Below are 25222 nucleotides of genomic sequence, written 5' to 3' on the forward strand. Positions count from 1 at the left end.
TGATAAACGGGGCGGCTAAAGTGCCGCCCCGGATTGGTGATGCTGGATTTTCTGGATTTACAGGCCGGCTTACTTGGCTGCGTCCTGCAGGGCCACCACCGCCGGCAACTGCTTGCCCTCGACGTACTCGAGGAAGGCGCCGCCGCCGGTCGAGATATACGAGACTTTGTCCTCGATGGCGTACTTGTCGATCGCCGCGAGGGTGTCGCCGCCACCGGCGATGGAGAAGCCGTTGCTCGCGGCGATCGCCTGGGACAGCGCCTCGGTGCCCTTGCCGAACTGATCGATCTCGAACACCCCGACCGGGCCGTTCCAGAGGATCGTGCCGGCATCCTTGAGCAGCGCGCCGAAGCGCGAGGCGGTATCGGGGCCGATGTCGAGGATCATCTCGTCGTCTTTGACCTGGTCGACCGGGCGTACCATAGCCTCGGCCGATTCGGAGAACTCGGTGGCGACCACGACGTCGGTGGGCAGCGGGATCTCGACCTTGGCCATCAACGCCTTGGCCTGGTCCACCAGGTCGGCCTCATGCAGCGACTTGCCGACATTGTGGCCCGCCGCGGCGATGAAGGTGTTGGCGATGCCGCCGCCGACGATCAGCTGGTCGCATTTCTCGGACAGCGCATTGAGCACCTCGAGCTTGGTCGACACCTTGGAGCCGCCGACGATCGCCACCATCGGGCGCGCCGGCGTGGCCAGGGCCTTTTCCAGCGCCTCGAGTTCGCGGGCCAGCAGCGGTCCGGCACAGGCGTCGGCGGCGAAACGCGCCACGCCGTGGGTCGAGGCCTGGGCGCGGTGCGCGGTGCCGAAGGCGTCCATGACGTAGATGTCGCAGAGCTTGGCGTAGGCCCGGGCGAGTGCCTCGTCGTCGCTTTTCTCGCCGCGGTTGTAGCGCACGTTCTCGAGCAGCACGACCTCGCCTTCGCCGACCTCGACCGGGTTGTCGAGATAGTCGTCGACCAGGCGCACCGGCTGGCCGAGCAGCTTGCCCAGATGGGTGGCGACCGGCGCCAGCGAGAACTCGTCGGCGGGCTCGCCTTCGCTGGGACGACCCAGGTGACTCATCAGCAGCACCTTGGCGCCGGCGTCGCGCGCGGCCTCGATGGTCGGCAGGCAGGCGCGGATACGAGCGTCGGAGGTGACGCTGCCCTGCTTGACCGGGACGTTGAGATCTTCGCGAATCAGCACGCGCTTGCCGGCGAGTGTCAGGTCGGTCATCTTGCGCACGTTCATGGACAGATGCTCCTCATGGTGGCTGAACTCGGGAGTGGAACCGGGATAGGTCGTGTTCGGGTGCGGGCGGGGCATGGCTAGGGACGTGCATCGAGCTCGGCCAGCCGCGCGGCGACGTCGAGCATGCGATTGGCGAAGCCCCATTCGTTGTCGAACCAGCTGAGCAGCTTGACCAGGTGGCCGCCGGCGACCCGGGTCTGAGTGGCGTCCACGATACCCGAGCGCGGATCGTGGTTGAAGTCGACCGAGGCCATGGGCTCTTCAGTGTAGCCGAGCCGCCCGGCCAGACGCGTGCGGCTGGCCTCGGCGAGCAGCGCGTTGACCTCGCTGGCAGTGGTGCGTTGTCGCACGGAAATCGCCATGTCCATCGCCGAGACGTTGATCGTTGGCACCCGCACATGCAGGCATTCGAAGCGGCCGGCGAGCTTCGGCATCAGCCGCTCGATGCCGCGCGCCAGGCCTGTGTCGACGGGAATGATCGACTGCATCGCCGAACGCGTCAGGCGCAGGTCGGACTTGTGGTAGGCGTCGATCACCGGCTGGTCGTTCATCGCCGAATGGATGGTGGTGGTCACGCCGTGCTCGATGCCCAGCGCCTCGTCGAGCACGGTGAGGATCGGTATCAGGCAGTTGGTGGTACACGAGGCGGCCGAGACGATGCGCATTGCCGGCTCGAGCGCGGCTTCGTTGATGCCGCCGACCACGGTCAGGTCGACGTCGGATTCGGCGGGCTGCGAGAACAGCAGGCGTCGGGCCCCGGCGGCGAGGTGATGTTCGGCGGTGGCGCGGTCCTTGAAACTGCCCGAGCACTCGATCACCAGGTCGATGTCCAGTGCCTTCCAGGGCAGGCGTTGCGGGTCGGGCTCACGGAGCAGCTTGATCGCCCGACCGTTGATCGCGAGCGTGTCGCCGTCGATGGCGACCTCGCCGGGAAAGCGCCCGTGGGTGGTGTCGTAGCGGGTCAGGTAGGCGACGGTCGCCGGGTCGGAGAGCTCGTTGATCGCCACCACCTCGAGTCCCGCGTCGCGCTCGAGCTCGGGGCGCTCGACCAGCGCGCGCAGCACACATTGGCCGATGCGGCCGTAACCGTTGATGGCGATGCGGTGGGGCATGGTGGGCTCGACGCTGGTGACGATCGGAAGGCGATTCTAGCGCAAAGCGCGCAATGCCCCAACCGGCCGGCCCGCAGGCCACCGGCTCAGTCGATATGCGGATTGAGCAACAGCCGCCCATGAATGTCGCCGTTGATCATCGCCTCGGCGCGCTCGGCGATCGTCTCCATGCCGAGTTCCTCGTAATGCATGGCGTGGCGTACCGACTCGGGAAGCTCGACGATGCGCTGCCAGGCCTCGCGGCGCCGGGTCAACGGCTGCATTGCGCTGTCGATGCCGAGCAGCGAAACGCCGCGCAGGATGAACGGCATCACTGTGGTGGGCAGTTCGCTGCTGCCGGCCAGGCCCACCGCGGCGGCCAGCCCGTGGTATTCCATCTGCGCCAGCACGTTGGCGAGTACGTTGTCGCCGACGGTGTCGATGGCGCCGGCCCAGCGGCTCTTCTCCAGCGGCCGCGGTTCGCCTTCGAACTCGTGGCGCCCGAGCACTTCGGCCGCGCCCAGTTCTTTGAGCCACGAGTCCTGGTCGGGCTTGCCGGTGACCGCATGCACCTCGTAGCCGTCATGGGCGAGCATCTTCACCGCCCAACTGCCCACGCCGCCGGTGGCGCCGGTGACCACCACCCGGGCGCCGCGCGCCAGGCCCACCTCCTCCAGGCGCATCACGCTGAGCATGGCGCTCAGACCGGCGGTGCCGAACAGCATCGCCTCGCGAGTGGAGAGCCCCTCGGGACAGGGCACCAGCCACTCCTCGTCGACCCGCATGGTCTCGGCGAAGCCGCCCCAGTAGCGTTCGCCGACCCCCCAGCCGGTGAGGATCACCTTGTCGCCCGGGGCGAAACGCTCGCCCTCGCAACTACGCACCGTACCGGCGAAGTCGATGCCCGGCACGAACGGGTAGTCCTGGACGATCTTGCCCCTGCCGGTCACCGCCAGCGCGTCCTTGTAGTTGAGATCGGAAAAGTCGATGTCGACGGTCACGGCGCGCTCGGGCAGGCGCTCCTCGTCGATCGTTTCGACCCGGGCGCGCGGGTCTTCATCCTTGAGCATCAGCACGCGGGGCATGGTTGTCTCCTGAATAGTTGTCTCGTGACGGTTAGGCATCTCACGATCTTCCCAGACTAGCCGCCGCATCGGGGTCCGGCAATGCCGGCCCGGACGCGAGTGCTTGCCAGCGTGGGGGCCTTTGCTACCATCGACGGATTGTCGGCAGCTCCGCCCCGCGGCGGCTTGCCAGAAGCCTCGACAGGCCCGGCCAATCCGGTGTCCCAGGCGCGAAACAGGAGCGAAATGGCAGCATGAAACCACGCGAAACCGGTTGGCGGCATCTGGTGCATTCGACCCGCTACTCCCTCAAGGGCTTCAAGGCGGCGTTCGTCAACGAGGCGGCCTTTCGCCAGGAGGCGGTGCTGTGTCTGTTGCTGCTGCCACTGGCCTGGTGGGTCGGCGAAACCCCGGTCGAGTGGCTGTTGCTGGTCGGCAGCTGCGTGGCGGTGCTGATCGTCGAGCTGCTCAACAGCGCGGTGGAGACCGTGGTCGATCGCATCGGTCCCGAGCATCACGTGCTGTCGGGGCGAGCCAAGGACATCGGTTCCGCCGCGGTGATGCTGTCGCTGATCATGGCCGGACTGACCTGGGGCTTGCTGCTGTGGCAGCGCCTGCCCGGTTGAGCCTCGTCTGGAGGCGGTGAGCGCAGCGCCCGGCTGGCTTCTACTACAGTGAAAGTACCGGGTGCGTCAGCATGTCGCGTTCAGTCGTTTGTCTGCTTGTCTGGCCGCGACGCCCCCGGTATCGTCACGGGTCTTTCCATTAGTCCCGGACGGCGCCGCCTCCGACACCCACTACGCCAGCGTCAATAACAATTGGCCGCGAAAAATCTAAAGGAGCAGCACAGATGCGTTTGATCCTCTTGGGCGCCCCCGGTGCCGGCAAAGGTACGCAAGCCCAGTTCATTTGCGAGCGCTTCGGCATTCCGCAGATTTCCACCGGCGACATGCTGCGCACCGCGGTCAAGGAAGGCAGCGATCTGGGCCTCAAGGTCAAGGAGATCATGAACAGCGGTGGGCTGGTGTCCGACGACATCATCATCGCCCTGGTCAAGGAGCGCATCGGCCAGCCGGACTGCGCCAATGGTTTCCTGTTCGACGGTTTCCCGCGGACCATTCCGCAGGCCGACGCGATGAAGGAGGCCGACGTCAAGCTCGACCACGTGGTCGAGATAGCCGTCGACGACGAGGAGATCGTCAAGCGCCTGGCGGGTCGCCGCGTGCATCCCGGGTCGGGGCGCGTCTACCATCTCGAGTACAACCCGCCCAAGGAAGAGGGCCGGGACGACGTCACCGGCGAGACGCTGATCCAGCGCGAGGACGACAGCGAGTCGACGGTGCGCAATCGCCTGTCGGTCTATCACGAGCAGACCGAGCCGCTGGTCGCCTACTACCGCGAATGGGCCGAGCAGGCGCCCGGCGAGGCGCCGGGCTATCACCGCATCGCCGGGATCGGCACGGTCGACGACATCAAGCGGCAGGTGATCGAGGCGCTGGAAGGCTGACGCCGCGACACTGCCTTCAGGCTCGCAAGCAAGGACAGCCCGGCCCCGGTGGCCGGGCTGTTTGCGTCGGGCGGCTGCCGCGCGCGGCTTTTGCCGACTCGCCGCCGGCCGTATAATGCCCGCGCCATTCCACCAGGCGTAATTGCCATGTCGACACTGCTGGCCCTGGATGCCTCTTCGAGCGCCTGCTCGTGCGCGCTGTGGCGCGACGGCGAGGTGCTGTCGCGCTTCGCGCTGACTCCCCGCGAGCACACCCGGCGCTTGATGCCGATGATCGATGAGTTGCTCGCCGAAGCCGGGCTTGCCCCCGCCGATCTCGATGCATTGGCCTACGGTCACGGGCCGGGCTCGTTCACCGGACTGCGGATCGCCGCCGGCGTCGCCCAGGGCCTGGCGTTCGGCCTCGAGCGGCCGCTGCTCGGCGTGTCGACGCTCGCGGCGCTGGCGCTGGCCGCCCATCATCAGTTGCACGTGCGCTACGTGGTGCCCGCGCTCGACGCGCGCATGAACGAGATCTACGTTGCCGCCTATCACTGCCGTGACGGCGAACTCACCGCGCTGGCCGACGAGGCGGTGATGCCCCCCGAGCGCTTCGAGCTGCCCGCCGAGCGCCGCGATGTCGACTGGTGTGGCGTGGGCTCCGGCTGGACGCTGTGGGAGTCGATGCCGATCTGGGTGCAGGACGCCATGGCCCAGCGGCTGCCCGAGCGCCAGCCCAGCGCGGAATGGATGGTGCGCCTGGCGGCTCAGGCGCACGCGCGTGGCGAGGGCCGGGCGCCGCACGAGGCCACGCCGGTCTATCTGCGTAACGAGGTGGCCTGGAAGCGCGCCTAGATGGAACACGCTTGGACCGCGGCCCCGCGTTGGGCGTTCAATGGCCGCTCGTTGAACGCCCCGGGGGGCGACTCGTTTATTCTCTTGGGCGCCCTAGCCGGTCTAGCCGCTTCAGGCGACCGTGTTGCCATGCGCTTTGGTGCTTTCGCTGATCACAAGGACTGCTGACAATGGATTGGTTCCAGTTGGTTGCGCTGTCGCTCATCCAGGGACTCACCGAGTTCCTGCCCATCTCCTCCTCGGCGCACCTGATTCTGCCCTCGCAGATACTCGGCTGGCCCGACCAGGGACTGGCCTTCGACGTCGCCGTGCATATCGGTACGCTGGCGGCGGTGATGATGGCCTTTCGCCGCGAGGTGGTGGTCATCCTGGGCGGCTGGTTCGGCCAGTTCGCCGGCAGCGGGTCGCTGGCCTCGCGCCAGACCGACGCCAGCTGGCTGGGCTGGATGGTGCTGCTGGCGACGCTGCCGGCGGTGATCGTCGGCGGCCTGTTCAACGACCTGATCGAGACCTCGCTGCGCTCGTCGCTGGTGATCGCGCTGGCGACGCTGGGTTTCGGGGTGTTGCTGTGGTGGGCCGACGCGCGCGGCAGCCGTAATCGCGATCTCGCCAGCCTGACCGCCAAGGCGGCGCTGATCATCGGCGTGTACCAGGCGCTGGCGCTGATCCCCGGTACCTCGCGCTCGGGCATCACCATCACCGCGGCGCTGTTGCTGGGCTTCGATCGTCAGAGCTCGGCGCGCTTCTCGTTTCTGCTATCGATCCCGCTGATCATCGCCGCGGGCGCCCTGAAAGGCCTGGAACTCGCCGAGACCGGTACCGACGCCGCGCTGCACGACGTACTGTTGGGCATCGGGCTGTCGTTCGTCGCCGCGCTGGTGTGCATCAAGCTGTTCCTGGCGGCGCTGGATCGCATCGGCATGTGGCCGTTCGCCGTCTATCGGCTGGTGCTCGGCGTCGTATTGCTGGGGTTGTGGCTGGCATGACGCCGACGCCCCCGGTGGTGGTCGGCGAACCGCTGCGCCCGCTCGCCGAGCGCCTCGGCCTGAAGTGGATGGCGAGCCCCCCGGCTGAGGGCCTGTGGCTGATCGAGACCGCCGAGGGGCTGGCGATCGCCGGCGACCCGGCAGGCTATGGCAAGCCACTGTCGGCCGACTTCGTCGCCGGCAAGGCCGATCATCGGCGGCGTTTCGGCGGCGGCCGCGGCCAACTGGTCGCCAAGGCCTGCGGGCTGGCCAGGGGGATGACGCCGAGCGTGATCGACGCCACCGCCGGGCTGGGCCGCGACGCCTTCGTGCTGGCCGGGCTGGGCGCCGAGGTGCTGATGCTCGAGCGCGTGCCGGCGATCGCCGCGTTGCTCGAAGATGCCCTGGCGCGGGCGGGCCGTGACCCTGAAGTCGCCGAGATCGCCGCGCGCATGCGGCTGCGGCGCGTCGACGCCGGCGATCCTCGGGCCTTGCTCGCGGCGGCGGGTGAGGCGCGCTTCGCCCCCCAGGTGATCCATCTCGATCCGATGTTCCCGCACCGCGACAAGTCGGCGCTGGTCAAGAAGGAGATGCGCGTGTTCCGCGAGCTCGCCGGCGACGACGACGACGCGCCGCGGTTGCTGGAAGCAGCGCTGGACGTCGCCACCCACCGGGTGGCGGTCAAGCGCCCGCGCAAGGCACCGCCGATCGCCGGGCCGCGGCCGGCCCACACCCTCGAGGCCAAGACCAGCCGCTACGATCTCTACGTTCACCGCTCGCTGCGCAACTGAGCGTGCTCCTCGCTTTCGGGCGAGGGGGCGCCGAGCATCTGCGGGTCGGCCACCTCGCGCTGCTGGGCGAGTTGCAGCAGGCGGTGGCGCAGGGTCGGGTCGAACAGGCTGCGGCTGCGGGTCAGCGCCTCCTGAAGCAGGCTGTCGAAGGCCAGCTTGCCGTTTTCCTGCCATAGCCAGCCTTCGCTTTCCAGGGTGTCCAGCAGCCCGCTGAACAAGCGTCGGTCGAAGAATTCCGGGGCATTGAGCCCCGACAGCAGCGTCAGCCGCTCGGCGAGCTGGCGGCTGTGCTCCTCGAGCTCCTCGCGGCTCAGGCTGGCGCTGGGCCGGCTCAGCAGGGCCGCCAGCAGCAGGTAGCCGCGCTCCAGGGTCGGCTGGGCCAGCCGACCCAGCAGTTGCAGTTGCTCGGCCTCGACGCTGAGCCCGGCGGGGCGTTGCCAGGTGTCGCCGTGGCGTTCGAGCAGGCCGTGGCGGGTCAGGGTGTCGAGGGTGACGCCCAGCGCCTGGCGGAAATCCGCCGCCGGCAGGCTGGCGAACTGCTCCCGGGCGACCAGCGGCCAGGCCGGGGCGAGGCGCTGGTCGAGCGTCTCGAGATCGAAGCGCGGGTTGTTGCGAAAGGCGAACGCCACCAGCGCGGGCAGCGCGAACAGATGCTGGACGTTGTTGCGATACCAGGTCAGCAGCGTGGCCTGCTGGCCGCTGGCCAGGATCAGCTCGCCGAGCGCCTGCGCCCGGCGTTCGATGAAGCCCAGCCAGGCGGCCTCGGCCAGCCATTCGCGCGGCGCGCCGTCGGGCAGGCTGCGATGCGCGCCGCCGGGCAGGTCGCGCTGAAGCGCGACGAGCAGGGCCAGCTGGCGTTCGATCAGTTCCGCCTCGATCGCCTGGTGCGGTGTCGCCAGCAGCACCAGCGCGCACAGGTTGACCGAGTTCAACGCCGCGGCGGCGTTGATGCGCAGGCCGAGCTCGCGACCCAGCCGGGGCACGGCCCGCGTCAGCCACGGCGGCCGGTTCTCATGGGCGGTGCGTCGCCACTCGGGGGTCTCGCGATCGAGGAACTCGCTCAGCTTGAGCGGTTCGCCGATATTCACCTGGACCCGGCCGAACGGCTGGCGCAGCTGGCCGAGCACGCGCAGCAGGTCGAAGGGTGATTCCTGCTTCTTGCGCCCGCCCTGCAGTTCCTTGAGATAGCTGGCGCTCTCCAGCACTTTCTCGTAGCCGATGTAGACCGGCACGAAAGCCAGCTCTCGGCGGTTGTCGGGAGCGCCGCGCAGGTAGGAGCGCAGGGTCATCGCCAGCATGCCGGGACGCGGGGTGAGCAGCCGGCCGCTGCGCGAGCGCCCGCCCTCGATGAAGTATTCCACCGCATGGCCGCGCGACAGCAGGCGATGCAGGTACTCGTTGAACACCGCGCCGTAGAGCCGGTTGTCCTTGAAGCTGCGACGCAGGAAGAACGCCCCGCCGCGGCGCAGCAGCGGACCGATCAGCGGCATGTCCAGGTTGCGTCCCGCGGCCACCTGCGGCGGGGTCAGGCCCTCGCGGTAGAGCACGTAGGAGAGCAGCAGATAGTCGATGTGGCTGCGATGGCAGGGCACGTAGATCAGCGTGTGATCGCCGGCCAGCGCCTTGACGCCTGCCATGCCGTTGACGCGTACTCCGGCGTAGAGTTGATTCCACAGCCGGTGCAGCAACTGGTCGAGAAAGCGCAGCACCGGATAGCTCATGTTGGAGGCGATCTCGCGGCCGTAGCGCAGCGCGCGCCGCTCGCCGCGCGCACGCGACTGGCCCAGTGCGGCGCTGGTCTCGGTGATGGTGCGCTGAATCTCGGGGCTGGCGATCAGGCCGTGGATCAGCGTGCGCCGGTGCGACAGGTCGGGGCCCAGTACGCGAGTGCGCACGCGCCGGAAGTGCACCCGCAGCACCCGCGATACCTTGCGGCTGGTCAGCGCGCTGGGTCGCTCGTCGAGCAGCTCGCGCAGCGACAAAGGCTCGCCCAGGTGCAACTCGACGTTGCGGCCGTTGACCAGCACCGACAGCGCTCGGCGCAGGCGGCCGGTGAGCTGCCAGCTGTCGGCGGCGAGCAGCTTCCAGAAACCGAAGTCCTTGCCCGGGGCGCGGCCCCAGAACACGCTGACCGGCACCAGCTGGACGTCGCTACCGGGCGCGGCGGCGAGCGCGTCGATGATCCCGGCCAGTGGCGACTGGGGCCGGCGGCGCGGCCACAGGCGGCGCTTGTGCACCGGCAGCGCCAGGCAGCCGCGTAGCGTCAGGGCGCCCAGTTGCCAGCGACGATCCGGGTCGGGCAGGCCATGACGGCGGCAGAAATCGCCCAGCAGCAGGCGATCTGAGAGCGCCGGATGCGGCAGCACGTAGAGCGTGGGGCGGTTTGGGTCGAGATTGAGCCGCTCGGGCTCGGGTTCGACCAGGCGCAGTTCGGCCCAGGCGGCCAGCAGGCGGCGAAGTGCGGTGCGTAACGGGTCCAGCAGCGGGTTCAGCAAAGCCATCCGAATGCCGATTCAGAGAATGTTCAGGCATTATAGCGACATGACCCGCCCCGATGTCGGCATCGATGATGGTGGGGAAAGACAGGGAACAGGGGACAGGCGATGCGCGGGGTTTGGCGAGACGGCAACCGGTTCGCGTTGCTGCCGGAAAGCGCATGCTTTCTGCCGGCGATGACCGAGGCCATCGCGGCGGCGCGGTATTCGATCATTCTCGAACTCTATCTGGCGGAGTCGGGGCGGCTGGCCAACCAACTGATCGATGCGCTGATCGCCGCGGCGGCGCGCGGCGTGCCGGTACTGGTGCTGCTCGACGGCTATGGGTCGATGGGGCTGCAGGTCGAGGATCGCCGGCGTCTGGCCGATGGCGGCGTAGCGTTGCGTTTCTTCAATCCGCTGGCCTGGCGCCGGCTGGCCAAGAACCTGACCCGCGATCACCGCAAGTTGCTGGTGATCGACGGCCGTGTCGCCTTCACCGGCGGCTTCGGCGCCAGCGACACCTTTCTCGATGCCTGGTTCGAAGTCGCGGTGCGCATCGAGGGGCCGGTGGTGGCCGACTGGATGCGGCTGTTCTCGCGGCTGTGGGATTCGCCGCTGACCCGTGGCGAGGGCGATCCGCGGCTGGTCAAGGGCCTGCAGCTGGCGATCGCCCCGCTCGAGGACTACCAGGGCATGCGCGGCCGGGTGGTGTGGGGCCAGGGCTATCGCTATCAGGCGGTGCGGCTGTCGCTGCACCAGCAGATCGGCAACGCCCAGCGGTGCATCTGGTTCTGCACGCCCTATTTCGTGCCCACCCTGAGCCTGCGGCGTCGCTTGGCGCGGGCGGCCAGGCGCGGCGTCGACGTGCGGCTGCTGCTGCCCGGCGAGGCCCACGACCACCCGGGCATTCGCTATGCCGGTCAGCGCTTCTACCGGCGGCTGTTGCGTGCCGGGGTGCGCATCTACGAGTACCAGCCGCGTTTCATCCACGCCAAGTTCTCGCTGGCCGACGACTGGGCGACGATCGGCTCCTGCAACTTCGATCACTGGAGCCTGCAATGGAATCTGGAGGCCAACCAGGAAGTCCATGATGCGCGTTTCGCCAAGGAGGTGGCGGCGCTGTTCGAGAGGAACTTCGCGCAGAGCCGCGAAATACTGTCCGCACAGTGGGCCCAGCGGCCGCTCGGCCAGCGCCTGCGCGAATGGATCTTCGGCACGCTGGATGCCTGGGTGACACGGCTCAAGTAGCCTTCCGGGCTGCGGGCTGCGGGCTGCGGGCTGCGGGCTGCGGGCTGCGGGCTGCGGGCCGACCATTCTGCTCGTCGCTCGTCGCTCGTCGCTCGTCGCTCGTCGCTCGTCGCTCGTCGCTCGTCGCTCGTCGCTTAGCGGCGCTTGCCTCCGCGCCCGGCGGGCTTCTTCTTGCGCGGCGCCGGCTTGGGCTTTTCCGGCGGGACGCGATAATGCAGGTAGAGATCGAGCACCAGCTCGGGAAGCTGGATGACTAGCCGTTCGGCCTCGCGCGGATCGGCGATGAACTCGGCCATGTCGGGCTCGTCGTCGAACAGCCCCGATAGTGCCATGAACGGCAGCAGCAGGGTCGCCGCGGCTTCCTCGTCGTCCTCGAACCAGGCCGCTTCGTCGAGAAACACGCCTTCCATGAAGCCGGCGCACCAGTCGCCGATCGGGGTCTCCTCGGGGGCGACGCCATCGAGGGCCAGCTCGAATGGAAGTTCGGGCAGCTGGCCCTGTTCCAGCGCGACGATGGCATTGCCGCGCAGGCGCTCGAGCAGGCCAAGGATCGTCTCGCGCTCGCTGTCGTCGGCGAACGCCGGCTCGCCGTGGAAGAGCTCGCTGATCCAGGTCGCCGCCGGCACCTCGCGAGGCGCGACGGCCAGCGCGACCAGGAAACCGTGGGCGCCGATGATGTCCAGAGCGTCGGCGCCTGCGCGCTCGGAATCGAGAAAATCGTCGAGCAGGTCCAGCGCTTCGTCGTCGAGCAGCGGTTGCGGCGGGGGCGTATCTGACATCGGCATGTTTCCTTAAAAACAAGGATCGAACGAAGACTGGACGCGCTTGCCGCGCGCCGTGTTCGTCGGCATTCTAGCACCTCTATGCAAGTACCGACGCTCCCCACTCCCGACGCCGACTGGCTGGCCGCGCTCGATCGCGATGCGCTGCACGCCGCGGCGCATGAGCGCGCCGCCGAAGCGTGGCGGCTGGCCTGCGAAGTGCATCCGCGGTTGCCGCGTCCGGCGGTCTGGCTCGACCTGCGCGGCAGGGGCGCCGGTCAGGCGCATTTCGGTCGTGGCGGGCTGCGCTTCAACCCGCAGCTGCTCGCCGAGAACCGGTTGGCGTTCTTCACCGACGTGATCCCCCACGAAATGGCCCATTGGCTGGTCCATCACCTCGACGAAGGCCCGCGGGTGCGCCCCCATGGCCGCGAATGGAAGCACGTGATGCGCGCGCTCTATGGGCTCGAGCCGCGCGCGACGCACGTCTTCGATACGCGGACGGCGAGCCCGGCGCCGTATCGCTATCGTTGCGCCTGCCGCGATCACTTCTTCAGCCGCCGCCGCCACGCCAATGCGCGCGCGGGGCGGGACTACTTCTGCCGCAAGTGCCGAGGTGAGCTAATCTACAAGGATTATGCCGCAACCTAATTCTCTCGTAATTATTTGATATAAAAGCGGAATTTGCTGCTACCAATGTCTAATTGGGGGGCTCGCCCCTGCTGGGTATAAGCTGTCTACAATTTCAGTGTTGGTCTGGCCAACCAAAGCCGGGCCGGCTCGACGAGATCGAGGCCACCACTTCCAGGCATAGAGGCGCGACATGACCGAGCAGCAGAAAGTCCATCCAGTCAGTGAGGAGTTTGCCGCCAACGCATGGGCCGACAAGGAGAAATACCTGTCGATGTACCAGCAGTCGGTCGACGACCCTGAAGGCTTCTGGGCCGAGCAGGCCAAGCGCCTCGACTGGTCCAAGGCGCCGACCAAGATCAAGCACGCCACCTTCGATGCCGACAACGTGGACATCCGCTGGTTCGAGGATGGCCAGCTCAACGCCAGCGTCAACTGCCTGGATCGTCATCTGGAGACGCGCGGCGACCAGCCGGCGATCATCTGGGAGGGCGACGATCCCAATCAGAGCAAGACCCTGACCTACCGCGAGTTGCATGCGCAGACCTGCCAATTGGCCAATGCATTCAAGGCGCTAGGCGTCGGCAAAGGCGATGTGGTGACGCTCTACATGCCGATGATCCCCGAAGCGGCCATGGCGATGCTGGCCTGCGCGCGCATCGGTGCCATCCACTCCGTCGTGTTCGGCGGCTTCTCTCCGGATGCCTTGGCCCAGCGTGTCGTCGATGCCCAGTCGAAGCTGGTGATCACCGCCGACGAGTCGGTGCGTGGCGGCAAGCACGTGCCGCTCAAGGACAATGTCGACGCTGCGCTGACTCGCAAGGGCACCGATGTGGTCGACAATGTGCTGGTGGTCAAGCGCACCGGTGGCGACATCGACTGGCACGACGATCGCGACGTCTGGTACCACGAGGTGGTCGAGAAGCAGGCCACCGATTGCGCCGCCGAGACCATGAATGCCGAGGATCCGCTGTTCATCCTCTATACCTCGGGTTCCACCGGGGCGCCCAAGGGGCTCAAGCACACGACGGGCGGTTATCTGCTGCACGCCGCGCTGACCCATCAATATGTATTCGATTACCAGGAGGGCGAGGTCTACTGGTGCAGTGCCGACGTCGGCTGGGTTACCGGGCACAGTTACATCGTCTACGGCCCGCTGGCCAACGGCGCGACCACGCTGATGTTCGAAGGCGTGCCCAGCTACCCGACGCCGGGGCGCATCGGCGAGGTGATCGACAAGCACCACGTCTCGATCCTGTATACCTCGCCCACCGCGATCCGGGCGCTGATGGCTCACGGCGACACGGTGATGGACAGCAGCAAGCGTGACAGCCTGCGCGTGCTGGGTTCGGTCGGCGAGCCGATCAACCCCGAGGCCTGGGAGTGGTTTTATCGGGTTATCGGCAACAGCCGGTGTCCGATCGTCGACACCTGGTGGCAGACCGAGACCGGCGGCATCATGATCGCGCCGCTGCCCGGTGCCATCGACCTCAAGCCGGGCTCGGCGACGCGGCCGTTCTTCGGCGTGATACCGGCATTGGTCGACAACGAGGGCAACATCCTCGAGGGCGCCACCAACGGCAATCTGGTGATCCTCGATTCCTGGCCGGGACAGGCGCGCTCGATCTGGCAGAACCACGAGCGCTTCGTGCAGACCTATTTCTCGGCCTACCCGGGCAAATACTTCACCGGCGACGGCTGCCGACGCGACGAGGACGGCTACTACTGGATCACCGGGCGCGTCGACGACGTGATCAATGTCTCGGGGCATCGCATGGGCACCGCCGAGATCGAGTCCTCGCTGGTCGCCCACAAGGCGGTGGCCGAGGCCGCGGTGGTCGGCTACCCCCACGACATCAAGGGCCAGGGTATCTATATCTACGTCACTCTGGGCGACGAATACGAGCCCAGCGACGAGCTCAAGAAGGAACTGACCCAGTGGGTGCGCAAGGACATCGGTCCGATCGCCTCGCCGGACGTGATCCAGTGGGCGCCGAGTCTGCCGAAGACCCGCTCGGGCAAGATCATGCGCCGCATCCTGCGCAAGATCGCCGCCAACGAGACCGATGGACTGGGCGATACCAGCACCCTGGCCGATCCCAGCGTGGTCGAGGATCTGATCGAGAATCGCGCCAACCGCTGACATCGTTCAGCCAGTGCCGTCGGCCACCGGGGTCGCCAGCTCCGCTAATGGGCGGATATCGAAACGGCTGGACACGCCAGCTCGGCGACGGTTTCTGGCGACTCTCGCCGGCCTGCAGAGGCCGGCTTTTTCATGGCCGATCGCGTGCGTTGACAGCGGGCTTCGCGATGCTTGGGAATCGGCGTGGGCATGGGGTAACATGCCAGACACCCTAGGCGACAGGTCCGGCCGCGAAGAGTTCCGACGCGACGGCTCGCTGCAGGAGGATCCGGAGGAGACTCAATGGCTTTTGCCCAGAAATTTATCGTCGCCGATGACCACCCGCTGTTTCGGGCGGCGTTGACTCAGGCGTTGCGACAGGTCGCGCCACAGGCCGAGATCGTCGAGTCCGACACCATGGATGCGACGACCGAGGTGGTGACGCGTCACCCCGATGCCGACCTGATTCTGCTCGACCTGCACATGCCGGGCGCGCATGGCTTTTCGGGGCTAATCCAGTTGCGTGGCCAGACCCCCGAGATCCCGGTAGCGGTGATCTCGGGCAGCGACGAGCCGCACGTGGTGCGCCGGGCGATCGATTACGGCGCCTCGGGATTCATTCCCAAGTCGTCGTCGTTGAGCGAAATCGCTGCGGCGGTCAGCGAGATCCTCGGCGGCGAGATTTGGCTGCCCGAGTCGCTGGCCAGCGTGCTCGGTGAGTCCGACGAGGAGGACACCCGCTTCGCCGAAGCGATCGCCTCGCTGACTCCACAGCAGTTCCGCGTGCTCAACATGCTCACCGAGGGCTTGCTCAACAAGCAGATCGCCTACGAGCTCAACGTCTCCGAGGCGACCATCAAGGCGCACGTCACGGCGATCCTGCGCAAGCTGGGCGTGCATTCGCGCACCCAGGCGGTGATCGCCGCGCAGAAGCTCGAGGTCGAACCGCCCAAGGTCGAATCCTGAGGCCGGAGGTGGCCTGAGCGGCGCTACACGCCTTCCGGAAACGTAAAAAGCCGCCTCCGCTGATCGTGCGGAGGCGGCTTTTTACGTTGTGTCGTCCATCGTCATGGCGACCAGCGCTCAGCGCAGGCTTGCCAGGAACTCGCGCATGGCGGCCACCGTTTCCTCGCTGCAGTGATGCTCGATGCCTTCGGAATCGGCGCGTGCCACGTCCTCGGGGACGCCCAGCGCGCGCAACGTGTCGAGTACCACGCCATGGCGCTGGGCGACGCGCTCGGCCAGCCCCACGCCCTGGGCGGTGAGAAAGATGCCGCGATAGGGACGGGCGATCACCAGGCCGTCGCGCTTGAGCTTGGCGATCACCTTGGATACCGCGGCCGCACTGACCCCGAAGCACTCGGCGAGATCGCTGGCGCGAGCCTCGCCGAGCTGGGCGTGCAGGTGGGCGATCTCCTCCACGTAATCCTCGACCAACTCGGTCTGATGGTCCTGCCGCACGCGCTTGAAATATTCATGTTTGGGCAGTGAGTTCATTCGAGACCCGGCTTGGTTAACCCGCGAGGGTGAAAAACAGGACGTACGCGTTGAGGCCAATGATCAGCGTACAGATGACGCCGCCGATCAGGGTCACGGCCTTGTGATTGACCAGGTTACCCATGACCTTGCGATTAGCCGTAAAGCATAACAGAGGCACCAGCGCGAACGGGATGCCGAAGCTGAGAATCACCTGGCTGGCGACCAGCGCCTTCTGTTCGGAGACGCCGAGCATGATCACCACCAGCGCCGGGGCCATGGTGATCAACCGCCGCAGCCAGATCGGGATCGTGAAGTTGACGAATCCCTGCATGATCACCTGGCCCGACAGGGTGCCGACGATCGACGACGACAAGCCGGCCAGCAGCAACGCCGCGCCGAAGATATGGCTGGCGGTCACCTGCCCCATCATCGGCGCGAGCAGCTTGTAGCTGTCGCTGATGGTGGCGATATCGACACGGCCCTGAGCATGGAATACCGCGGCGGCCATCGCCAGCATGCTCAGGTTGACCAGCCCGGCGATGGCCATGCCGATGATCACGTCGAGACGATAGTACTTCATCAGCCGCAGGCGCTGGCTGTCGTCGGTGACCTGGATGCGGTTCTGCGACAGTGCCGAATGCAGGTAGATGACATGCGGCATGATGGTCGCGCCGAGTATCCCCGCCGCCAGGTAGAGCGAATAGGCATCCGGGAAGCCGGGAATCAGCAAGCCCTTGAGCAGCGGCTCGGCGGCCGGTCGGCTGAGCAGCATCTCGAGCAGGAAACCTGAGGCGACGGCGAGAATCATCGAGCCGATGACGATCTCCATCAGCCGGAAGCCATAGCGGTGCAGGTGCAGGGCCAGGTAGGTGATCGCCCCGGTCAGCAGCGCGCCCTCCATCAACGACAGGCCGAACAGCAGGTTGAAGGCCAGCGCCGCGCCGAGGAACTCGGCGAGGTCGGTGGCGATGGCCACGACCTCCGCCTGTACCCAGTAGAACCAGACCAGCGGTCGCGGATAGCGTTCGCGGATGACCTGCGGGAGATTACGGCCGGTGGCCAGGCCCAGGCGTGCCGAAAGCGTCTGGATCAGCATCGCCATCAGGTTGGCGGTCAGCACCACCCACAGCAGCGCGTAGCCGTAACGCGACCCGGCTTCAATGTTGGTGGCGAAGTTGCCGGGGTCGATGTAGGCCACGGCGGCGATCAGTGCGGGACCGAAGAACGGCGTCCAGCCCCAGCGGCGGCGCTTGCCGCGCAGCGCGAAGGCCGCCTTGTCGCGGATCGCATTGTCGGAGATCGATTGCAGCATCGTGCAGACTCTCGATTAACTAATGTCCGGTTAACTGACGTCAGCGGTTAATTAACCGCAGTTAACAACTAGTCTACAGGTTAATTTGTAGTCTGCACGTTGGCCAATAGAGGTTCAGAAAATCCCCGATTGGCAGAACCTATCGGATCGGGCGATCGGTCGCCGGGGCGGCTAGTTTTCCTGACGCGAGGCGCGACTGGCCTGCAGGGTGCGCGTCAGCAGTGCGCGCAGCGCGGCGGGGCGAACCGGCTTGAGCAGTAGCTGATAGCCGCCGCGCTTGATCTCCTCGGCGACCTCCTCGGTGCGATCGGCGGTGATCACGATGCCCGGCACCGGCCCGTGACAGCGTTCGAGCAGCGCCTCGAGGGCCATCAGGCCGGTGACCTCGTTGTCGAGATGATAGTCGGCGAGGATCGCGTCGGGGTCGCCGTCGAGGTGGCGCAGCACCGATTTGGCGCCGCCGATCGAGGTGGCGGTGAACACCTCGCAGCCCCAGCCGGTCAGCATCGCCTTCATGCCCTCGAGAATCAGCGTTTCGTTGTCGATGCACAGAATGCGCGCACCCTTGAGCTTGTTGCTGGCGCGGCTCTTGGGAGGCTCCTCGCTGGCCTTGGCCACCTGCTGAGCGCTGACCGTCGGCACTTCGACGGAGAACACCGTGCCGAAGCCCTCCCATGAACGCACCTTGAGCGGGTGATCGAGCACACGGCTCATGCGATCGGCGATCGACAGCCCCAGGCCCAGGCCCTTTTCGCTTTCCTTGTGACGCGAGGCCTGGTCGAGGCGCCGGAACTCCTGGAAGATCTCGGCCTGCTTGGACTCGGGGATTCCCGGGCCGGTATCCCAGACCTGGATCGACAGCCGTCCGGCGCGGTGCCGGCAGCCCAGCAGCACGCGGCCATGCTGGGTGTAGCGCAGCGCGTTGGAGAGGAAGTTCTGCACGATGCGTCGCAGCATCTGGGCGTCGCTGTCGATCCACTGGGCGGTGGGGACGACCACCAGGTCGAGGCCGCGCTCGTCGGCCATCACTTCGAATTCGGCGCGCAGCGGGCGGAAGATATCGGCCAGCGCGAAGTGGCTGCGGCGTGGCGTGAGGGCACCGGCGTCTAGCTTGGAAATGTCGAGCAGGGTACTGAGCAGCTCCTCGGCGGCCTGCAGCGAATTGTCGATATGGCCCAGCGTCCGCGAGTGGTCGCTGGACAGTTCCTCCTGCGACAGCGCCGAGGTGAACAGCCGCGCGGCATTCAGTGGCTGCAGCAGGTCATGGCTGGCGGCGGCCAGGAAGCGGGTCTTCGAGGTGTTGGCGTCCTCGGCGACCTGCTTGGCCTGGCGCAGCGCCTGCTCGGCCTCGGCGCGCACGCGGTTTTCCTGGCGCAGCGCGGCGTTGGCCTCCGACAGTGCCTGGGTGCGTTCGCGCACGCGCTCCTCGAGATTCTCGTTGGTCTCCTTGAGGGCGATCTCGGCCAGGCGCCGCTCGGTGATGTCCTGGTAGAGCGCGAAGAAGCCGAGTATCCCGCCGCTGTCGCCGAAGTGCGGAGTGTAGGTGACCAGCAGGTAGCGTGTGCCGCCGTCGTCATCGTCCAGCGAGATCTCGAAGCTGACCCGCTCGCCGTCCAGCGCGCGATGCATCCACGGCATCCGCTCGCGGGCCACGGCGGATGAGATGACGTTGTCGACGCGCTCGCCGATCACCGCGTTGCGATCGACCTTGAAGACCTGCTCGTAGGCACGGTTGGTGAAGAGATAGCGACACTCCTTGTCGAAGTAGGCGATCAGCGCCGGCACGTTGTCGGTGTAGATGCGGATGTTGTTCTCGGAGCGGATCAGCGCTTCCTCGGTGCGCTTCTGCTGGGTGATGTCCTGGTAGGTGTAGACGAAGCCGCCGCCGGGCATCGGGTTGCCTTGCACCTCGAGCACGCTGCCGTCCTGGCGATAGCGCACGTAGCGGTGCGGGTGGCCCTGGCGGATGTTGTCCATCAGCAGTTCGACGTGCTCCTCGGGGTCGCCGGGGCCATATTCGCCGTTGAGGGCGTTGTAGCGCAGCACCTTGTCGAACGGCGCGCCGACCCGGATCAGGTGATCGGGGAAGCGGAACAGCTCCAGGTAGCGCTGGTTCCACACCACCAGGCGCAGGCTCTGGTCGACCACGCTGATGCCCTGGTTGATGTTCTCGATGGTCGCCTGCAGCAGCGCGCGATTGAACTCGAGCACCTGCGAGGCTTCGTCGACGATCGAGATCACGTCCGAGATGCCGATGCCGCGCCCCTGCAGGGCCGAGTTGACGACGATGCGCGCCGACGAGGCGCCGAGTACCGAGGCCAGGAAACGCTCGGTGAACTGGATCAGGTCGATCGAGGCGCGGGTGTTGTGATCCAGCGTCTGGCCGTTACGCAGCGCATAGTCGTCGAAGGCGCGCTCGACCTGGCCGGCGCCCAGGAAGCGCTCGCACAGCACCTTGAGATCGCCCACCGTGGTGGCTCCGGTCCAGGGCCGGTTGATCGAAGTCTGGCGGGTCTCGACGCTGTCGACGAACAGCGAGGCCTGGATGCGCTCGACCACCCGCTGGGGGGTGATCTGCGAGACGAAGATGTAGCAGAACAGGTTGAGCCCCAGCGACAGCATCACCCCGTGGGTGAAGGGGCTGCCGATGTTGAGCGCGAACAGTCGGTCGGGGGCCAGCCACTCGATGCCCAGCAGGCCGTCGGCGAGCCATTCGCCGGGTATCACCCCGGCAGTGATCAGCGCCGGCAGCAGCAGGGTATAGGCCCAGATCGCGAAGCCCACGTTCATTCCGGCGATCACCCCGAGACGATTGCCGCGCTTCCAGTACAACCCTCCGAGCAGCGCCGGGGCGAACTGCGCCGCGGCGGCAAACGACAGCATGCCGGTCGAGGCCAGCGAGCTGAACTCGGCGATCAATTGATAGAAGACGTAGGCCAGCGCCAGGATCACCACGATGGTCACGCGCCGCGCGCGCAGCACCAGGCGTCCGTAGTCGCGGGCCTTGGTATCGAACCAGCGCAGCCGGAACAGCAGCGGAATGACGATCTCGTTGGAGATCATGATCGACACCGCCACGGTGGCGACGATGACCATGCCGGTGGCCGCCGAAAAGCCGCCGATGAAGGTCAGTAGCGTCAATAGCTGGTTGTCCAGCGCGATCGGCAACGCCAGCACGAAGGTGTCGGGTTCGACGCTGCCGTCGGGGAACAGCGTCAGCCCGGCGGCGGCCAGCGGCAGCACGAAGACGCCGAAGGCCACCAGGTAGACGGGCAGCAGCCAGCGTGCCCGGGCGGCGTCGTCGCTGTGGGTGTTCTCGACCACGGTGACGTGGAACTGGCGCGGCAGGCAGAAGATCGCCAGCATCGCCAGCAGGGTCTGGGCCCAGAAGCTCTGGCCGAAATCCTGCTCGGTGAGCTGGCGCTGAAGCTGCAGGAAATCGTCGGCGCGGGTCAGCATGTCGCCCATGCCGTCGAACACGCCCCAGGTGACGTAGGCGCCCAGCGCCATGAACGCGCCCAGCTTGACCACCGACTCGAAGGCGATGGCGTGGATCAGGCCCTCGTGGTGCTCGGTGGCGTCGGTATGCCGGGTGCCGAACAGGATCGCGAACAGCGCCATCACCGCGGCGACATAGAAGGCGGTATCGGCGAACAGCGGCGCGCGGGTCATGTCGGTGGAGGCGGTCAGCACCGTGAAGGCGGCGGACACCGCCTTCAGCTGCAGGGCGATGTAGGGCAGGGTGCCGACCAGCGCCACCAGGCTGGCGAAGGCCGCCAAGGACTGGGTCTTGCCGTAGCGCGAGGCGATGAAGTCGGCGATCGAGGTGACGTTCTGGCGCTTGGCGACGCGGATCATCTTGGCCAGCACCGGCCAGAACAGCAGGAAGGTCAGCAGCGGACCGATGAAGATGCTGGCGAACGACCAGCCCGAGGTGGCGGCCTGGCCGACGGCGCCGTAGTAGGTCCACGAGGTGCAGTAGATGGCCAGCGCCAGGCTGTAGATGATCGGGCGTCGGTTGGCCGGACCGTGACGACGTGCATGGCGATCGCCGCGCCAGGCGATCAGAAACAGGATGGCGATGTAGAACAGCGAGACGGCGATTAGCAGCCAGCCTGGAAACATGAGTTCTCTCTCCCTCGACCTGCGGCCATTCTACATGAAGACGGCCGCGATCCCGGGCTTCTTGATGCCTGGCGGGCACGCCGCCAGACGCACCTCAAGCGTGCCGCGTCAGCCCTTGGAGCACGCCGCCTCGAGTAGCGGATCGTCGCTGGTTAAGCGCTGCAGGCGGCCGACGTCGGGCTGATGATTGTCGCCGACGAGCGGCACCATCTCTCGTGTCGTGCAGTTCACCAGGTACGCCCGGTGCGTCAGCAGGTCGCGATACTGCCTCTCGAAGCGGTAGAGGATGAATTCGACCAGGCGTTCGCCGTTGGCCCGCGAAGCCACCAGATTGTCCCGGTCGACCACGCTGAACGCCGTGGTCAGCGGATAGAGATAGGTCCAGGGGCGCCACAGCATCTGACTCTTCTCGGTCGAAACCACCTGTGCCGATTCGGGGAGCTGCTGGACCTTGTAATCGTACCAGGCGTATTCGTAGTTGATCTGGTAGGCCAGCATGCCCAGCCCCGCGCAGACCGGAACGATCCAGCGTGGCAGACGTTTACCGCTGAGCAGGCGCAACAACAGTGCCACGCCTGCGGCGCCCAGGCCAGCGAAGGCTGCCGCGACCAAATGCCATATCATAGTGAGTCCTTTACTCAAAGAATCGGGCTTCCCGCTGGGAAGCCCGATTCGCTTGGAGCCAGGTAGCCTGACTTGTCAGGGTTGCATTATCGCTTAGTGATCGATCGCGGTGCCAGCCCCCTTGGGATAGCGCACGCTCTCCACCAGGTCCTGGATTTCCTGCGGAGGCTCCTCGGTGGCGTTGGCGACCAGGAAGGCCACGGCGAAGTTGATGATCGCCCCCACGGCGCCGATGGACAGCGGCGAGATGCCCAGCACCCAGTTGGCCGCGTCGTCTGGCAGGTTGTTGGTGCCTGGAATGAAGAACCAGCCCTTGTAGACGAAGATGTACACCAGCGTGAAGATCAAGCCGGACAGCATCCCGGCGATCGCGCCTTTGTTGTTCATCCGCGTGGAGAAGATCCCCATCATCAGCGTCGGGAACAACGAGGCAGCGGCGATGCCGAAGGCCAGCGCCACCACCTGGGCGGCGAACCCGGGCGGATTGGCACCGAGGTAGGTGGCGACGACGATGGCGACGGACATCGAGATCCGCGCGGCTCGCAATTCGCCTTTCTCGGTGATCCGCGGGTTGATCGCCCCCTTGATCAGGTCATGACTGATCGCCGAGGAGATCGCCAGCAACAGACCGGCCGCGGTGGACAGCGCCGCGGCCAGGCCGCCGGCGGCGATCAGGCCGACCACCCAGCCGGGCAGGTTGGCGATTTCCGGATTGGCCAGCACCAGGATGTCGTTGCTGACCTCCAGTTCGTTGCCGGCCCAGCCGCGACCGGAGAAGTCGGCCGAGCCGTTGTACATCTGGATGTTGCCGTCGTTGTTCTTGTCCTCGAAGGCGATCAGTCCGGTCTCCTCCCAGGTGCGAATCCAGTTGGGACGATCGGCGTAGGCGATGGGATTGGCGACGGCCTCCTCGTAGTTCTCGACCTGGCCGGCCATGTCCGGATAGATGGTGGTTGCCAGGTTCAGGCGTGCCATCGAGGCCACGGCCGGTGCGGTCAGGTAGAGCAGGCCGATGAACACCAGCGCCCAGCCGGCGGACCAGCGTGCGTCGGCCACCTTGGGTACGGTGAAGAAACGCATGATGACGTGGGGCAGGCCGGCGGTACCGATCATCAGCGACAACGTGAACAGCACCATGTTCAGCTTGTTGTCGACCATCGCCGTGTATTCGTTGAAGCCCAGCGCGGTGACCACTTCGTTTAGCTTGGACAGTAGCGGTTCGCCGGAGGCGCTATGGTCGGAGAACAGGCCCAACGCCGGTATCGGGTTGTCGGTCAGCTCCAGCGAAATGAACACCGCAGGAATGGTATAGGCGACGATCAGCACGATGTACTGGGCCACCTGGGTGTAGGTGATGCCCTTCATGCCGCCCAGCACCGAATAGAAGAATACCACCACGGCGGCGATGATCAGGCCGGTGGTCGCATCGACTTCCAGAAAGCGCGAGAAGGCCACGCCGGCGCCGGCCATCTGGCCGATGACGTAGGTGACCGAGGCCACGATCAGGCAGATCACCGCCACCATGCGCGCCGTTCTGCTGTAGAAACGATCGCCGATGAACTCGGGCACCGTGAACTTGCCGAACTTGCGCAGGTACGGTGCCAGGAGCATGGCCAGCAGCACGTAGCCGCCCGTCCACCCCATCAGGAAGGTCGAGTTGGAATAGCCTCCGGCGGCGATGAGGCCCGCCATCGAGATGAACGAGGCGGCGGACATCCAGTCGGCGCCGATCGCCATGCCGTTGGTGATGGGATGAACGCCGCCGCCGGCGACGTAGAAATCCTTGGTCGAGCCGGCCTTGGCCCATATCGCAATACCGATATACAGGGCGAAGGAGGCGCCCACGAAGAGGACGTTGATCGCAAATTGACTCATGCCGGCTTACTCCCCGAGGCCGAATTTCTTATCCAGCTGATTCATCTTCCAGGCATAGAAGAAGATCAAGCCGATGAAGACCAGAATGGATCCCTGTTGTGCGAACCAGAAACCCAGGTCGGTACCGCCGACGGATATGCCGGCGAGCAGGGGGCGTAACAGGATGGCGCAACCATAGGACACCAGTGCCCAGACGATCAGGCAGCCGGTTATCAGGCGAAGGTTCGCCTTCCAATAGGCAGCAGCGTTGGATTTGTCATCTGCCATATCATTGCTCTCCGCGTATTTAAGATGGGAAGTGGCTCTGAGGTTACGTTGACCCAGCAGGGCAATCGCTCGTCTACAACTACGCTCAGAAACGACGCTCATCGCGAACTCTTTTTAGGCTACGAATGTCGCGCTGGAAGATGGTTTGTCCGATTTATGTCATCCGGTAGCCATTCTTACGCGACTAAAGTCGTCCTCCCTTCACGCCATAACCCGTTGTCGAGGTGCATTATCGACGTGCGATTGCCCTGTGTGACTCAACAGCAATATTGGGCAACAAAAACAAAAAGTAAAATCCGCTACCTTAGTATCATGAGGAAAAGCTGATTAAATTTTTTAATTTAAATACAAAGGCTTAATTGAAAGTATCGGGGGCTTTTGCGAGTACCCGGCGGCGCTTATAGGACGATGGTCTAGGCAAAAATATATGGGACAATGGTCTAGGTCGGTAGGTGTAGATCGATAGTCTATCTTTTGTCGTAAAGCGGCGAGTTGTTATCCTGGCACGAGGATCGTGATTGTCATGAAGTTGTGTCGGAGCGTGAAACAACACGTACGCTGAATGGCATCGATGATATGCAGGTCATGGGAAGATTATGCGAAGCGTCATTGATATTGAACTTTCGCCTAAGCGTTGACTGCATGGCGTCCTTCTCAAGGATGAATTCCACGTGATTGAGACGACACGGCAATACGAACCGACCGTTGTCGGGCACGACAGCCTGAGCTGCGAAGCCCCGGGTCGTTTTGTGGCCATAGCCCGGATCGCTTGTCGTAAGGCCGTCCATTGCGTGCCGTTTCGTAATGCCGGCGTGAC

The 25222-nt window shown here is 65.9% G+C and carries 20 protein-coding genes; 9 read left to right on the forward strand and 11 right to left on the reverse strand.

Annotated features, from left to right (window positions below; genetic code table 11):
• Positions 1 to 69 precede the first annotated feature (69 nt).
• The 3 genes from R6258_RS16475 to R6258_RS16485 form a co-directional block, all read right to left on the reverse strand.
• A complete protein-coding gene (locus tag R6258_RS16475) occupies positions 70 to 1233 on the reverse strand; it encodes a phosphoglycerate kinase (RefSeq protein WP_318452793.1) in 1164 nt (387 codons plus the stop codon).
• Positions 1234 to 1310: 77 nt separating this feature from the next.
• Positions 1311 to 2345 carry a type I glyceraldehyde-3-phosphate dehydrogenase gene (locus R6258_RS16480; RefSeq protein ID WP_318452794.1) on the reverse strand — a complete coding sequence of 345 codons (1035 nt, stop codon included), beginning with the start codon at positions 2343 to 2345 and terminating at the stop codon, positions 1311 to 1313.
• A gap of 86 nt (positions 2346 to 2431) precedes the next feature.
• The gene (locus R6258_RS16485) at positions 2432 to 3409 is read right to left on the reverse strand and encodes an MDR family oxidoreductase (RefSeq protein WP_318452795.1); all 978 of its coding nucleotides are present in this window, start codon (positions 3407 to 3409) and stop codon (positions 2432 to 2434) included.
• 233 nt (positions 3410 to 3642) lie between these two features.
• On the opposite strand from R6258_RS16485, the gene R6258_RS16490 reads away from it, so the two are divergent.
• The 5 genes from R6258_RS16490 (at position 3643) to R6258_RS16510 (ending at position 7485) form a co-directional block, all read left to right on the forward strand.
• Entirely contained in the window at positions 3643 to 4014 is a 372-nt protein-coding gene (locus R6258_RS16490; RefSeq protein ID WP_318452796.1) for a diacylglycerol kinase, read from the forward strand.
• A gap of 224 nt (positions 4015 to 4238) precedes the next feature.
• Entirely contained in the window at positions 4239 to 4895 is a 657-nt protein-coding gene (gene adk, locus R6258_RS16495) for an adenylate kinase (RefSeq protein ID WP_318452797.1), read from the forward strand.
• Positions 4896 to 5042: 147 nt separating this feature from the next.
• Positions 5043 to 5729: a tRNA (adenosine(37)-N6)-threonylcarbamoyltransferase complex dimerization subunit type 1 TsaB gene (gene tsaB, locus R6258_RS16500; RefSeq protein WP_318452798.1), complete on the forward strand. Its 687-nt coding sequence runs from the start codon at positions 5043 to 5045 to the stop codon at positions 5727 to 5729.
• Positions 5730 to 5899: 170 nt separating this feature from the next.
• The gene (locus tag R6258_RS16505; protein WP_318452799.1) at positions 5900 to 6715 is read left to right on the forward strand and encodes an undecaprenyl-diphosphate phosphatase; all 816 of its coding nucleotides are present in this window, start codon (positions 5900 to 5902) and stop codon (positions 6713 to 6715) included.
• Entirely contained in the window at positions 6712 to 7485 is a 774-nt protein-coding gene (locus R6258_RS16510) for a class I SAM-dependent methyltransferase (RefSeq protein ID WP_318452800.1), read from the forward strand. Before R6258_RS16505 ends, R6258_RS16510 begins: the two co-directional genes overlap by 4 nt.
• Here R6258_RS16510 and plsB read toward each other — a convergent pair.
• The gene (gene plsB, locus R6258_RS16515) at positions 7464 to 9986 is read right to left on the reverse strand and encodes a glycerol-3-phosphate 1-O-acyltransferase PlsB (protein ID WP_318452801.1); all 2523 of its coding nucleotides are present in this window, start codon (positions 9984 to 9986) and stop codon (positions 7464 to 7466) included. The genes R6258_RS16510 and plsB overlap by 22 nt on opposite strands.
• 102 nt (positions 9987 to 10088) lie before the next feature.
• Here plsB and R6258_RS16520 point away from each other — a divergent pair, with 102 nt between their 5' ends.
• A complete protein-coding gene (locus tag R6258_RS16520) occupies positions 10089 to 11210 on the forward strand; it encodes a phosphatidylserine/phosphatidylglycerophosphate/cardiolipin synthase family protein (protein ID WP_318452802.1) in 1122 nt (373 codons plus the stop codon).
• Between the two features lie 134 nt (positions 11211 to 11344).
• Here R6258_RS16520 and R6258_RS16525 read toward each other — a convergent pair whose 3' ends face one another.
• Complete coding sequence (locus R6258_RS16525) at positions 11345 to 11989, reverse strand: YecA family protein (RefSeq protein ID WP_318452803.1); 645 nt, start codon at positions 11987 to 11989, stop codon at positions 11345 to 11347.
• 84 nt (positions 11990 to 12073) lie between these two features.
• Between R6258_RS16525 and R6258_RS16530 the strand changes: the two genes are divergently transcribed.
• The 3 genes from R6258_RS16530 to R6258_RS16540 all read left to right on the forward strand — a co-directional run bounded on the left by R6258_RS16530 (position 12074) and on the right by R6258_RS16540 (position 15689).
• Entirely contained in the window at positions 12074 to 12622 is a 549-nt protein-coding gene (locus R6258_RS16530) for a SprT-like domain-containing protein (protein WP_318452804.1), read from the forward strand.
• 172 nt (positions 12623 to 12794) lie between these two features.
• A complete protein-coding gene (acs, locus tag R6258_RS16535; protein ID WP_318452805.1) occupies positions 12795 to 14744 on the forward strand; it encodes an acetate--CoA ligase in 1950 nt (649 codons plus the stop codon).
• A gap of 282 nt (positions 14745 to 15026) precedes the next feature.
• Positions 15027 to 15689 (forward strand): response regulator transcription factor, encoded by a 663-nt coding sequence (locus R6258_RS16540; protein ID WP_318452806.1) that lies wholly within the window; start codon positions 15027 to 15029, stop codon positions 15687 to 15689.
• A gap of 117 nt (positions 15690 to 15806) precedes the next feature.
• Here the strand turns inward: R6258_RS16540 and mntR are convergent, their stop codons facing one another.
• The 6 genes from mntR to R6258_RS16570 all read right to left on the reverse strand — a co-directional run bounded on the left by mntR (position 15807) and on the right by R6258_RS16570 (position 24405).
• Positions 15807 to 16220, reverse strand: coding sequence for a manganese-binding transcriptional regulator MntR (gene mntR, locus R6258_RS16545; RefSeq protein ID WP_318452807.1), 414 nt, complete (start codon positions 16218 to 16220; stop codon positions 15807 to 15809).
• A 16-nt stretch (positions 16221 to 16236) separates the two neighbouring features.
• Complete coding sequence (locus R6258_RS16550) at positions 16237 to 17514, reverse strand: Nramp family divalent metal transporter (RefSeq protein ID WP_318452808.1); 1278 nt, start codon at positions 17512 to 17514, stop codon at positions 16237 to 16239.
• A gap of 171 nt (positions 17515 to 17685) precedes the next feature.
• Positions 17686 to 21639, reverse strand: a complete 3954-nt coding sequence (locus R6258_RS16555) for a NahK/ErcS family hybrid sensor histidine kinase/response regulator (protein WP_318452809.1) — start codon at positions 21637 to 21639, stop codon at positions 17686 to 17688.
• A gap of 108 nt (positions 21640 to 21747) precedes the next feature.
• Positions 21748 to 22263: a hypothetical protein gene (locus R6258_RS16560; protein ID WP_318452810.1), complete on the reverse strand. Its 516-nt coding sequence runs from the start codon at positions 22261 to 22263 to the stop codon at positions 21748 to 21750.
• A gap of 93 nt (positions 22264 to 22356) precedes the next feature.
• Positions 22357 to 24138, reverse strand: a complete 1782-nt coding sequence (locus R6258_RS16565) for a sodium:solute symporter family protein (RefSeq protein WP_318452811.1) — start codon at positions 24136 to 24138, stop codon at positions 22357 to 22359.
• A gap of 6 nt (positions 24139 to 24144) precedes the next feature.
• Positions 24145 to 24405 (reverse strand): DUF4212 domain-containing protein, encoded by a 261-nt coding sequence (locus R6258_RS16570; protein WP_318452818.1) that lies wholly within the window; start codon positions 24403 to 24405, stop codon positions 24145 to 24147.
• Positions 24406 to 25222 lie beyond the last annotated feature (817 nt).

It is taken from the genome of Halomonas sp. HP20-15 (assembly GCF_033446685.1).
In the GTDB taxonomy this organism is placed as follows: Bacteria; Pseudomonadota; Gammaproteobacteria; order Pseudomonadales; family Halomonadaceae; genus Modicisalibacter.